Annotated in this window: 12 protein-coding genes; 4 read left to right on the top strand and 8 right to left on the bottom strand. The window is 41.7% G+C overall.

Annotation, left to right across the window (positions count from 1 at the left end):
• Positions 1–24: 24 nt before the first annotated feature.
• Both ACEW80_RS14350 and bchI read right to left on the bottom strand, forming a co-directional pair.
• On the bottom strand, positions 25–321 hold the full coding sequence (locus tag ACEW80_RS14350) for a hypothetical protein (RefSeq protein WP_373527233.1): 297 nt from the start codon (positions 319–321) through the stop codon (positions 25–27).
• Between the two features lie 172 nt (positions 322–493).
• Positions 494–1,618, bottom strand: coding sequence for a magnesium chelatase ATPase subunit I (bchI, locus tag ACEW80_RS14345; RefSeq protein WP_373527232.1), 1,125 nt, complete (start codon positions 1,616–1,618; stop codon positions 494–496).
• A gap of 296 nt (positions 1,619–1,914) precedes the next feature.
• Here bchI and ACEW80_RS14340 point away from each other — a divergent pair, with 296 nt between their 5' ends.
• Both ACEW80_RS14340 and msrB read left to right on the top strand, forming a co-directional pair.
• Positions 1,915–3,141 carry a glycoside hydrolase family 10 protein gene (locus ACEW80_RS14340; RefSeq protein WP_373527231.1) on the top strand — a complete coding sequence of 409 codons (1,227 nt, stop codon included), beginning with the start codon at positions 1,915–1,917 and terminating at the stop codon, positions 3,139–3,141.
• A 308-nt stretch (positions 3,142–3,449) separates the two neighbouring features.
• On the top strand, positions 3,450–3,944 hold the full coding sequence (msrB, locus tag ACEW80_RS14335) for a peptide-methionine (R)-S-oxide reductase MsrB (RefSeq protein WP_373527230.1): 495 nt from the start codon (positions 3,450–3,452) through the stop codon (positions 3,942–3,944).
• 248 nt (positions 3,945–4,192) lie between these two features.
• Here msrB and ACEW80_RS14330 read toward each other — a convergent pair whose 3' ends face one another.
• The 3 genes from ACEW80_RS14330 to ACEW80_RS14320 all read right to left on the bottom strand — a co-directional run bounded on the left by ACEW80_RS14330 (position 4,193) and on the right by ACEW80_RS14320 (position 7,354).
• Positions 4,193–4,744 carry a DoxX family protein gene (locus tag ACEW80_RS14330; RefSeq protein WP_373527229.1) on the bottom strand — a complete coding sequence of 184 codons (552 nt, stop codon included), beginning with the start codon at positions 4,742–4,744 and terminating at the stop codon, positions 4,193–4,195.
• A gap of 45 nt (positions 4,745–4,789) precedes the next feature.
• On the bottom strand, positions 4,790–6,112 hold the full coding sequence (locus ACEW80_RS14325; protein WP_373527228.1) for an NAD(P)/FAD-dependent oxidoreductase: 1,323 nt from the start codon (positions 6,110–6,112) through the stop codon (positions 4,790–4,792).
• 642 nt (positions 6,113–6,754) lie between these two features.
• Positions 6,755–7,354, bottom strand: coding sequence for an MBL fold metallo-hydrolase (locus tag ACEW80_RS14320; protein ID WP_373527227.1), 600 nt, complete (start codon positions 7,352–7,354; stop codon positions 6,755–6,757).
• A 459-nt stretch (positions 7,355–7,813) separates the two neighbouring features.
• Between ACEW80_RS14320 and ACEW80_RS14315 the strand changes: the two genes are divergently transcribed.
• Both ACEW80_RS14315 and ACEW80_RS14310 read left to right on the top strand, forming a co-directional pair.
• Positions 7,814–9,175, top strand: a complete 1,362-nt coding sequence (locus ACEW80_RS14315) for a cystathionine beta-synthase (protein ID WP_373527226.1) — start codon at positions 7,814–7,816, stop codon at positions 9,173–9,175.
• A 10-nt stretch (positions 9,176–9,185) separates the two neighbouring features.
• The gene (locus ACEW80_RS14310; RefSeq protein ID WP_373527225.1) at positions 9,186–10,325 is read left to right on the top strand and encodes a cystathionine gamma-synthase; all 1,140 of its coding nucleotides are present in this window, start codon (positions 9,186–9,188) and stop codon (positions 10,323–10,325) included.
• Positions 10,326–10,918: 593 nt separating this feature from the next.
• Here ACEW80_RS14310 and ACEW80_RS14305 read toward each other — a convergent pair.
• The 3 genes from ACEW80_RS14305 to ACEW80_RS14295 form a co-directional block, all read right to left on the bottom strand.
• Positions 10,919–11,155 carry a DUF4327 family protein gene (locus ACEW80_RS14305; protein ID WP_069073690.1) on the bottom strand — a complete coding sequence of 79 codons (237 nt, stop codon included), beginning with the start codon at positions 11,153–11,155 and terminating at the stop codon, positions 10,919–10,921.
• Between the two features lie 570 nt (positions 11,156–11,725).
• On the bottom strand, positions 11,726–12,145 hold the full coding sequence (gene rbfA / locus ACEW80_RS14300; RefSeq protein WP_373527224.1) for a 30S ribosome-binding factor RbfA: 420 nt from the start codon (positions 12,143–12,145) through the stop codon (positions 11,726–11,728).
• A 97-nt stretch (positions 12,146–12,242) separates the two neighbouring features.
• Positions 12,243–12,449 (bottom strand): DUF751 family protein, encoded by a 207-nt coding sequence (locus ACEW80_RS14295; protein WP_373527223.1) that lies wholly within the window; start codon positions 12,447–12,449, stop codon positions 12,243–12,245.
• Between the last annotated feature and the right edge of the window lie 125 nt (positions 12,450–12,574).

The following is a 12,574-nucleotide window of genomic DNA, read 5'->3' as shown; positions in this document are numbered from 1 at the left end:
ATTAAGTTTATTCCCTACTCCCCATTAAAGAGTGTACATTAAATCAGCAAAGCCATAGAGGCCGATAATGAGCAATAGGGATGCTGTTAGTCTGGTAATTCGCGTCTGGGGTGAGGGGGCGATCGCTTCCCGCACTAAGATGGAAATAGATGCCCCAACTACTAAGCTTAAACCTAAGATTAAATACGGTCGATCGGGTAAAATACTCGCTATTGCCAGCATTGCGATCGCTAATAAGAGCATCAATAATTCTACAAACCGGGGCGGATTGTAATGGCTAGACATAACAAAGCTATTAAACCAAAAATACCAAAATCTCATAGTTAGTGTTGAGTTGTGTTAGCGGAGAGCCAGGGTTTAGCCCGTGCTGAGTTAGGAGTTGTGAGTTATGAAGCAGCTTTTTATTGAAAACTCTTAACTTTTATCCTCAAGACACAGGGGACAGAGGATAGTTTTCTTCACTGTCACCTGTAACCTATTCCCTTCTTGACTTTTAACCCCTAGCCCCTAATTTTTGACCTGTGCCGTTTTTTTGTGTATTAGCATCTTCTGGTAGTTCGACGCCAAAGACGCGGCTAAAAGCTTTAGCGACTTTGTACCCAGAATCAATCGATTCTAAGGGGTCTTTCCGCAGTCTGTGACGCAAGCATAGCGTAATCACGCGATGGATATCATCAACTGTAACTTCAGTGCGTCCTTCATACGCTGTTAAGGCTTTAGCGGCGCGGTTACTAACAATGTCACCCCGCAAACCATCTACATCTAATTCTGAGCAGACTTCAGAAATTTTTACCCGCAGATCATAGTCAATTTTCACTTCTGGTAAAAGCTGTTGAGCATTGACAATTTGCTCTTGTAATGTTTCTTGCTGGGGTTTATACTTTTCGAGAAATACTGGGGGATTTTGGTCAAAATCTGCTCGTTGCTCTACGATTTGCACCCGCAAGACTGGTTCTTTGACTGTGTGAATTTCTGCGTGCATCCCAAAGCGATCGAGCAGTTGGGGACGCAATTCGCCTTCTTCTGGGTTTCCAGAACCCACAAGAACGAAACGCGCTGGGTGACGGATCGAAATACCTTCGCGTTCTACAGTGTTCCATCCACTGGCAGCAGAGTCGAGTAGCACGTCTACGAGGTGGTCATCTAGCAAGTTGACTTCATCGACGTAGAGAATGCCCCGGTTAGCCTTTGCCAGTAGTCCCGGTTCAAAGGCTTTGACACCTTCAGATAAAGCTTTTTCGATGTCGATTGTGCCGCAAACTCGGTCTTCTGTGGCTCCTAGCGGCAGGTCTACCATTTGGACTTTTTTCTGAGCTACAGGAATTTCTGCCCCTTGTTCTAACAATTGGCGGACTTCATCGCTCATCAAATCGGGGTCGCTAGGATCACTACTGAAGGGGTCATTAGCAACCACGGAAATTTCTGGCAGCAGATCCGCAAGTGCGCGGATAGTTGTGGATTTCCCGGTGCCGCGATCGCCCATGATCATTACACCACCAATTTTGGGATCAATCACGTTCAATAGCAGCGCCAGTTTCATTTCTTCCTGTCCCACAATTGCCGTAAAAGGAAATACCACGCGACGCTTACTTGTCGTGGATTGAGCAGTTGGACTCACTAAATTACCTTAACAATATTTTTCTTATTACAGTTTTCTATTGTGACACAAGTGGGGTGTGGAGGAGATCAGGGGAACAAGGGACACTAATGACTACTAACTACGTCAAATATCTTATAACTTTGCTAAGTCTGCTTTAATTTTTTTGGTGCAAAAGTTCCATAAGCAGGGAACGAACAACTACCAACTCATCGATCCTGTAGTAAGCATAAATACTTTTAGACTGTATGGTTAGTAGATTCAATCATCAAAGCGAGCAATGGCGTGTGTGGGTAGCTAATGCATCATTCAAATCTATGAAATCACCTTTTTTTGTTCAAAGTTGGCGGCAACTGCTCAAGTATCTTTTTCCAATTCTCATTTTAATATCTTTTGTGACGATATTGCTGGTAGACAGCTTTACCTTCAGTGCGATCACCGAAGGTGGGCGCTTCAGCGCCATCGCGCAGCTACCCCGTCAGGAAATTCGCGGGGTTTGGATGACTAGCAATGATTTTGACACCCTCAAGAATCGTGCCAAAGTTCAGGATGCTGTGAGTCAACTACGACGACTGAATTTCAATACAATCTATCCTGTGGTGTGGAATTCTGGCTATGTGATGTATCCCAGTGCGATCGCACAACGTGCAGGTATTCAACCTTTTGTCTCCAGAGGTTCAGATGGACATGATATTCTGGCAGACCTGATTAACCAAGCCCATCGCCAAGGATTGCTGGTGATTCCCTGGTTTGAATTTGGGTTCATGGCTCCCCCAACTTCAGAACTGGCACTGAATTATCCAGATTGGTTCACACAAAAGCGGGATGGTAGCCAAACTTCGAGCGATGCAGCAGGTGAGGTTATGTGGCTCAATCCCTTCCATCCCCAAGTACAACAGTTTATTACCAATCTCGTGCTAGAAACTGTCACTCAATATGATGCCGATGGCATTCAGTTTGACGATCACATGAGTTTGCCCTATGAATTTGGCTACGATCAATATACAGTTGCTTTGTACACTCAAGAAACCAATAATACTCCCCCAACCAATCCCCAAGATGCGGCATGGGTACAGTGGCGGGCAGATAAAATTACGGCGTTCATGGTACAACTTAACCAAGCAGTGAAGCAGAGAAAACCCCAGGCGATTTTCTCCGTTTCTCCTAATTACTATGATTTTGCTTACAAGTTTCACTTACAAGACTGGCTGAGTTGGATGCGGCAAAATATTGTAGACGAGTTAATTGTGCAAGTTTATCGTCCGAATCTGCAAAGTTTTGTGGAAAATATTTCCCGCCTAGAAATTCAAGAAGCTCAACAAATAATTCCAACTGGAATTGGCATTATGACAGGGTTACGAAATAATCCAGTTCCAATACAGCAAATTAAAGCTCAGGTGCGGGCTACCCAAGAACGCGGTTTAGGCGTAACCTTCTTTTATTATGAGAGCCTTTGGAACGATGCCCCAGAACCCTTGGATGAGCGGCAAGCTGGATTTGAAAACATTTTTCCATCTCCCGCACTCCGCGCCAGAGTTGAATAACTTTTCTGCTCAAGTGCATAGACTAAAGGTCAATGCACTAATTAAATCTGCTATTTTAAGCTTTGAGCGATCGCATAATCAAACCTCAAAAATTTCAGATTATCTTTGGCGAGTTGATCGGATTCCCGCCCTGTATTTTGTTGAAAAACTATTTATTGTTTCTTAGCTAATTTTAATCAAACTATCACGACTGATTCAGGGCGATGTCTTCGACGGGCTACGCCTACGCTGATTATAGTAATTAAGGCAGGGAATACCGTACCGGAGTTGATTGGCCACTTAACCAAAAAATAGAAAATAATAGATATATGAACAAACGCTATTTTTTACAAGCTGGTGCTGCAATAGTTGGCACAGCATGGTTATCACAACATATCAATTGGAGGTCAGAAGGCATGACAACTTCTAAGAGTGGATTTGAAATTACTAAACCTGAGTCAGAGTGGCGCACAATTTTAACGCCAGAACAGTTTAGTGTATTGCGTAAACATGGAACTGAACGCCCCTATACCAGCCAACTGGATAAGGAATACGATCAAGGCACTTATTTTTGTGCCGCGTGTGAACTGCCACTGTTTACATCTGATACCAAATTTAATAGTGGTACTGGCTGGCCAAGCTTTTTTAACCCAATTGAAGGTGCGATCGCTGTAACTGTAGATAAGTCGTTGTTTATGACTAGAACTGAAGTGCATTGTAGTCGCTGTGGTGGTCATCTGGGTCATGTTTTTGACGACGGACCTGCACCCACTGGCAAGCGCTACTGTATGAATGGTGTTTCGCTGAAGTTTGTTCCTGCTTAATAAGTCGCAATCGCACTGCTAGCCAAAATCATCGCGGTGGGACAGTGCGATCGCTCTTAGAGGTTGTTTGAAAAGATTGGGCTAGTATGAATTGAGGACTTATACCATTTCACGAAGACCTTGATACAAATAGATTTCTCGTAGGGGCATGGCATTGCCATGCCCTCACTAACTTTTAAAACATCATCTTACGTGTTTTATGAGCAAGTGCGTTAGACATTCGTGTAAAGCACTTTAAAAACATTTCTTTATTTGAAAGTATTATGGTTAGGTGAACGATGCTGTAGTCGGCGTTTTATCCAAAAGTTATTCCTCAAGAAGTTGACCATACTTTGTTGATGATCATCTGCTGAATCTGCAAGTTTTCGTCTGTTTCTTCTCAAGTGATCGAGCGAGTAAATATTAAAGCTGCTACCTGCAAGCAAAATAAACAGCACAATACCGTAAGAAAGCATCGAACCAGCAGCAGCCCAGTTTTGTACTGATGTCACCCCTAACATTAAGATGATCATCAGGGCAAAGGTGACAATTAAAGCGCTTCTAGTTGCTAACCCAACCGTGATCAACACGCCCACAATTAATTCTACGGGCGGCACTAGGTAAGAATTGATTCTCACCAGAAATTCTGGGAAATAAGAATCTGCTAGTTGTTTGACGGTATCTTCAACGAATCCAGGGATCTTAAAAATGCGAGTGAATCCGTGATTAAAGTAATTCACACCGATGAGAATTCGCAGCAATAAATAGGCGATCGCAATATCTTTTGATTTGAGACTAATGTGGGTTCTGTTTTCAGTCATTGCCTTAACTCCAACTGTGATTAATTGCAATTGCAGGAATTTAGATTAACGCGACTCAGGGAAAAAATGTAACTTCTCTTTGGGAAGCACTTGGCGATTTTGAGAGTTAATATATTTAACAGACAGAATCAAGCGAACAGAGCGATCGCCTAATAAGTAAGTATGTAACCAAGTGAGTAAAACTAACAAGCGACTGCGGTAGCCAGGAAGATATGCTAAGTGCACTCCTAACCACATCAGCCAAGCCAAGCAGCCTGTAAATGCAAATGCACCAATTTTTCCCACACCTGAATAGCAACCGATGATCGCTAATCTTCCTTTGTTGAAATAGCTAAAGGGCTTTAGCGATTTACCTCGAAATTGCCGCTGAATATTTCCGGCTACAGCAACACCTTGCTGAAGAGCCTCTGGTGCAACTCCGGTTAATGCTTTACCGTTATTTTCTATATATGCAAGATCCCCAATTGCATAAACATTGGGTTGCTCTAGTAATTGCAGGGTGGGATGAACAAGTAATTTTCCCTTCTTTGCCAAAGATACCTCCTGTGATGTTGGGGGAGAGTTTGCCTCTAATCCCGCAGTCCAAATAACGGTTGCAGTTGGAATCACCTCATGGTTTTGAAGATGTACAGATTCAGAAGTAACTAGACTGACTCTAGTTTGTAGATAAACTTCCACTCCTAGCTGATGTAGTCGTTTGCAAGTATAAGCTCCCAACTTCTTTGGGAGATCGGACAATAAGCGATCGCTAGATTGCACGAGAATTAACCTCACTTGTTTCAAAAGTGTGGGATAATCTCGACGCAAGTGACCTCGAAGCATTTCAACGAAAGCACCTGCCATCTCAACACCCGTTGGCCCACCGCCGACGATCGTAAACGTCAGCAATTGTTGGCGTCGTGATGAATCAGATTCCTGGATAGCTTGCTCAAAACAAGAGAAAATCTGATTTCGCAATGCTATTGCTTCTTCTAACGTTCTCATGGAGAAAGCATATTCTGAAGCTCCAGGAACTCCCAAAAACTGGGTTCGGCTTCCAGTTGCAAGCACAAGAAAGTCATAGATGATCACACACCTATCTGTTTCAACAGTCTGCGCTGAAAAATCAATTTGCTCAACCTCAGCCATCAAAAACTGAACGTTAGGCTTATTCTGCAGGAAAGAAAATCGCCGTAAAATCGTGCGGATAGGGTAAGCAATGTATTCAGGTTCCAATTGACCCGTTGCAACTTGATACAGCAACGGGACAAAAGTATGATAGTTGTTGCGATCAATTAATAATACATCTGCACCAGAATCAGTCAAAGATTGGGCAGCTTGTAACCCACCGAATCCAGCGCCAACAATGACAACGCGACGACTCTTCATCCTTCCCCTCTTGATTTAGCTAGTCGGTCAAGTTATTAACTGTCAATAATATATTGATAACAAATTATCGATAGTGTCATCAGGGCTTAGATCAAATAAATGACTTTATGATTACGCTTCGTCCATTACAGAATGGGAATAAGTGTAGATACAAAATTCTTATTCTGCCTCAATCCAGTCTCTAAACCATCTGAGTTTATAGAGGTTGACGGCATAGGACGATAGCACTCCATGTAGAGTTTGGTTGCAGAGAGCGATTATTCCTGTAAACAGTGGGAATATTGAACGTCATTGTTTCAACAAAGTAAACTTCCAAGCGTCGGTAGTTCGGAGAAGCGTAATAGTTGAACAAGTTGAGATTCATTGGTTAAAATAGGAACAATATAACCATTTGCCTTCAAGAAGGTTTCAGGTAGTTTAAGCTCTTGATGATACTCAGTAAAGCGCAATGCTTGATCAAATTTGTATAAAAAAATCTTTTGCGGGGAAGTTTTGGACTGAATGGTAATATTCACACAAGCTTGAATGTAATTAATGATTATTTATCTTCATGATCTCATTGTTGGGTAGCGATCGCCTCTTAACCTCTACTTTTCAAGCTCCAAACTCTTGACTTTGCTGATTGCGATCGCCCCCACTCATTTACAACGTCGCCACAAGTTCCTTTAAGCGATCGCATCCATCCCGGAAGACTGGCCAACCATCCCCCACCAGCACCGCTTCTACCCGACTCATCTCTGCTAACCTCTGCACAGAAGCAACAGCCTCCTCTCGATTCAGCAGCTTGTCATCTGGCAAAATTGTTAAGCTACCTGCTTTGCGTGCCCGGACTAAATCCCCTGTAATCAACGTCGTTTCTTCTAGTAGCAGTGCCAATTCACCGGGGGTTTTAGAACCTTGGAGTTCAATCACCTTGAGTCCCGGTACAAACTCTTCACCATCAGACAGCCAGCGATCGCAAATTAGAGGAAAAGTGTCTTTTTCTGCCACAGGCCCGGCTATCTTAGCATAGGTTTGATCGGCAATTTCTTTAGTCGCCCTGATATGCTCAGAATTCGTCAGCACAATCCAAACTACACCACCGAGAGATTGCAAATGATTCCAATCATGATTTGATAGGGCTACTGGGTCAATCAAGATGTTGCCATCTGGGCGAATCCAGGCAATCCCATTGAAATCAATATTTCTTGCCGGATTGAAATTAGACCAGCTATAGAGATCAGGACGGTGTAAAGATTTCATGATGATTCTGGATCAGTATCTTCAGTAATTGACTATTAATATCAATAATAGAGTGAATGGGACATGGGGATTAGCGATCGCTTACTTAAACTCCAACGTACATCCCAGTAGCGATTTATTCTCTTTTCTCTGCCCCACCGTACCCCTAGTCTTAAATAGGTATACGCAGCGTCTTTTAAGGAAAAGTTTTGATCTATGGCGACAAGCTGCCACTCAAACTTCTCTCTGTGTCTGTGTGTGCAATTTATTTCAACGTTCCCAATTAATCCAACATGAAAGACCCATAACACCTTATTTTTTATTACTAGAGAAGAGCAACCATAGCAATTCTATCCGAATTATGAAAATTACTTTTTTTCAAGTAGAGGCGTAGCGTCTTGCCGCAAGCTACCGTAAAGAAGACAAAGGATGCGAAGATAAGAAACAAAGGATTTTATAAATTATTTAGGACTGCTATATATGGCTACTTACGACAACATTTTGCAAGCAATTGGTAGAACTCCATTAGTCAGACTTAACAAAATTACCGAAGACATTCAATCTACTATTTATGCCAAAGTAGAATATCTCAATCCTGGCGGGAGTACCAAAGATAGAATTGCCGTTACCATGATTGAAGCCGCAGAAAAAACAGGTCAACTGCAAGCGGGTGGCACTATTATTGAAGCTACCGCAGGTAATACTGGTATAGGACTGGCATTAGTTGCAGCAGTAAAAAAATATCGCTGTATTTTCGTAATGCCTGATAAAATGAGCCAAGATAAAATCAATTTACTAAAAGCTTATGGTGCAGAAGTAGTTGTAACTCCCACATCTGTACCGCCTGATTCACCAGAAAGTTATAACGGTGTCGCGGAAAGACTCGCCAAAGAAATACCAGGAGCCTACAGACCAAATCAATTTGAAAACCCGAATAATCCTTTAGCTCATTACTTAACTACAGGCCCAGAAATTTGGACAGATAGTAATGGTAAAATTGATGTCTTTGTTGCAGGTATGGGAACAGGCGGCACAATTTCAGGAGTTGCTAAATATCTGAAAGAGCGAAACTCAAATATAGTAATTGTTGGTGCTGATCCAGAGGGTTCAATTCTTTCTGGTGACACCCCAAAATCTTACAAACTTGAAGGAATTGGTGAAGACTTTATTCCCAAGACATTTAATCGTCAATTAGTCGATGAAATGGTTCGGATTAGCGATAAAGAGTCTTTTAATATGGCTCGTCGTTTAGCACGGGAGGAAGGTTTATTGGTAGGAGGTTCCTGTGGTACAGCAGTAGCCGCAGCGCTGAAGTATGCAGCCAGATTAACAGAGCCGAAGTACGTTGTAGTCTTGTTACCAGATACGGGAAGAAATTACATTAATAAAATCTACTCCGATGCCTGGATGCAAGAAAATGGTTTTTGGGAAGGTACAACAGTAAAAAGCATCAAAATTGGCGAAATTCTCGCTCAGAAAATAGATTTTCCTTCTTTAGTTGCTGTCAGCCCCCGTGATACTTTGAGCAAAGCCACAAACTATCTGCAAAAACTGAATATTTCTCAGTTACCTGTGATTGATAATAATCATGTAGTAGGAAGCGTGAATGAAGCGTCTTTAATGAAGTTTATCCATGATGGGATCAACTTTTCTAACCAGGAAGTGTCGGCAGTTATGGGTAAACCGCTGCCAATGCTCGATGAAGAAGTCGATGTTTCTGAAGCTTATCGAGTATTGTTATCGGGAACAACAGGGATTATTATTAAGCGAAATGATGTTCCCATTGGATTAATTACCAGAGCCGATTTAATCAAATATTGGATTAGTCAAACCCAGGAATAATCAAGGATTAATGATGAAATTTGAGACTAGAGCTATTCATGAAGGTCAACAACCAGATCCGCAAACAGGTGCTGTAATTGTTCCCATTTATTTGACTTCTACTTATGAACAAGAAGCCATAGGTAAACATAAAGGATATGAATATTCTCGCACGCGAAATCCTACCCGTACTGCTTTAGAATCGGCTTTAGCTTCTATTGAAAATGGGAAATTTGGTTTAGCATTTGCCTCTGGTTTAGCTGCAACTACCACAGTATTAAGTCTACTAAAAACTGGGGATCATATTGTTGCTGGTGATGATTTGTATGGTGGAACTTATCGTTTATTAGAAAAGGTGGTGAAAAATTGGGGTGTGACAACTACTTATGTAGATATTGATCATATCGCTGATTTTGAAACTGCCATTCAACCAAATACCAAGCTGATTTGGATTGAAACTCCCACCAATCCTTTGTTAAAAATTATTGATATTGCTGCACTGGCAAATATTGCCCGTAAAAACAACATCATTTTAGCAGTTGATAATACCTTTGCTAGTTCTTATTTTCAAAGACCGTTAGATTTTGGTGCTGATATTGTGGTTCACAGCACTACCAAATATTTAGGGGGACACAGTGATATTATTGGTGGCGCAGTTATCACATCTAACGAGCAATTATACACCGAACTGAAGTTTTATCAAAATGCGATCGGGGCGATTCCTAGTCCTTTTGATAGCTGGTTAGTGCTGCGAGGAATTAAAACTCTGGCTGTAAGAATGCGAGAACATGAAAAAAACGCTTTGTTTTTGGCTGAGTTTTTAGAAAAGCATGACAAAATTGAGCGTATTTATTATCCAGGCTTATCTAGTCATGAACAGCATCAATTAGTAAAAGAGCAAATGTCTGGCTTTGGAGGGATGATTAGTTTGGAATTAAAAGGTGGTTTTGCTGAGGTTGAAAGATTCGCTTCCCGACTCAAGTTATTCTTGCTAGCAGAGAGTCTAGGAGGGGTGGAATCACTGCTTTGCTATCCTACCAAAATGACTCACGGCGCTTTACCAGAAGCAGAAAGATTCAAGCGCGGAATAAAAGATAATTTAGTCCGTCTTTCGGTAGGAATTGAACATCAGCAAGATTTACAAGCTGATTTGGAAAATGCTCTAGCTTGAAAATTGGGAGTGGGGAAGAGGAGTTCTTGCATGAATATGATCATGGGCGGTTCTGAGTTCATCGGACGCATTTGTATGCTCTGCGCTGAAGTCTTGTCCACCCCAATTATGTAAGTTAAATGTAGAACAGCTTGTACAACACGGCGGAAACCGCCTACTTCAAATCAATACTTCTCTACGAGAGGCTGCGCCTTAAGCGAAGCTATGCCGCAGGCTTTACGGCAAGCTCAGTAACCATGAAACCGCTGTGGTATAGGAATTAATTACCTTAGCGAGTCTTGACTACGGCACACTGCGCCTAGATTGCTTTCCCGTAGGGGGTATGAGCCTTATTACGAATTCCACCTAGTGGTATTAGACTCAAGTTGTAGCATCAGATCTAGAGAACAATTGGTTCTGATGCTTTCCTTAACCTGATTAATTGTATAAAATGAGACTTTAGTGCTACTGTATTAATGAAAAATGTAAGATTCTGAATCGGGTAATGCTCATTAAAAGCCAGAGATTATCCCCCAGATTGGGTGTCGAATCGTTTATTGTAAAATCCACAAATCGAACATAAACTCCCAATCCCAAAATCCGAAATCACTAGATTAGTCGTTGTCCCATTGTTCACGACCAATCAGATCGCCAATGCGATCGCGTAACAAAAAGTCACATTTCTCTAATTCACATTCAACGCAAACCCACTCTCTCGCTGGAATGTATTGGCAGAGTGTATATATTGGCTGCTGTCGGCTAATCATTCCCTTTTGCACCAGTCGGCGTGCTTCGTCTTGGATCACATCTAGAGAGTAGTAATTGATAGAAGGCACCGTATTCACACTCATGGTTTTTACTCACAAATTAACAGTTAGATAAAGTTCCCGTTACAAATTGGGAACAAACATGACAAAAACAAGACTTGTGGCTAGAATTTTGTAGTTTGCTATACGGAACTATTTTTATTTTGACGCTACATACCCTAAAATTATCTCAAGAAATGTTAAGAAAGTCAACAAATCCTGACATTTTGGGAAAATTAGCTTTACAAAAAGAATTCAGAGTAGTTAACTTAACCTGCTTAGGTAGCTATAAAACTTTTATTCCACAAGTATGAAAGGCTTGCCATTACTGGCTTTGGGCAAGATTCGCCAGGTTATAAGAGTTTGTATTGCGTAAGCGTAGTCCACCGTAGGCATCGCTTACATATCAAATAATCACCTCAAAGTCAGATATAGAACTGCTGGTATTTATACAAGGATAAACAACACAACTATATTTGTCAGATATATGCAGCTAGCGATCGCGGAAGCAGGTTATGGTTACATTAAAACAGACGCGATCTAGTCACGTCTGTAAACTGTTTGGCAGATTTGCTGAGATTAATTGTTCTGAAGTTACATTGTTATTTAAGTTACTTATTCAGTAAATGATTCATTATCTTGATCAGTGCTATGTTCTACTGATACTAAATTTTCTGGCGGACGCTCATGGTTAAGTTTGTCTAGTAGTGCTAGTACCTTATTACCGCGTTCGATGGAGCGATCTTCGAGAAATATCACCTCTGGGGTACGACGTAGCCGTACCCGCGCCCCAAGTTCGCTGCGGACGTAACCAGTGGCCGACTTTAAGCCTGCCATTGTTTCTACCTTAGCTTCATCTGTACCATAGATACTTACGTAGATTTTGGCGTGTTGGAGATCGCCGGAAACATCAACATCAGTAACACTTACCATCCCTGTACCCACACGGTCATCCTTAATGCCGTTGAGCAGCATTTGGCTAACTTCCCGTTTGATCAGTTCAGCAACGCGGGAAACTCGGCGATTTGTAGCCATAAAAATTTCGCCTCCTTACAGAGGTTGTATAACAAAAATAGATTGCAAGTTGCGTAGACAGTACTTAGCGGCAACAACGCCAAGAGCAACAGTCTGTCTAGATTGTACTCAAGCCTAGCATTGCACGTAGGGTAAGAGTAAGAAAGAATAGGCTGCCCGCAAATAAACCTAAGATGGCGATCAAGGTGATTGGGCGTTTCAACAGTGGCACTAATGGCGCAAAGGCGTTTAAAACTACACCTAAGAGGATAGTAATAAAATAGCGCGGGTATCGAAAGATGTTATCCCAAAATCCATCAAACATCTGAATGTAAACTGCCTTGTTATAGACTTACGTTTGTTTTGATCTGCTTTATCTACCCAATTGTAATCTATGCGGCTGAAAAATTAGCAGTTAATATAAAATATGGCTCGTCGGTTATATTGGCT

Source organism: Nostoc sp., from assembly GCF_041747015.1.
Lineage (GTDB): Bacteria > Cyanobacteriota > Cyanobacteriia > Cyanobacteriales > Nostocaceae > Nostoc.
The sequence above is the reverse complement of the archived record's forward strand: the minus strand, read 5'-3'. Positions and strand labels throughout refer to the sequence as shown.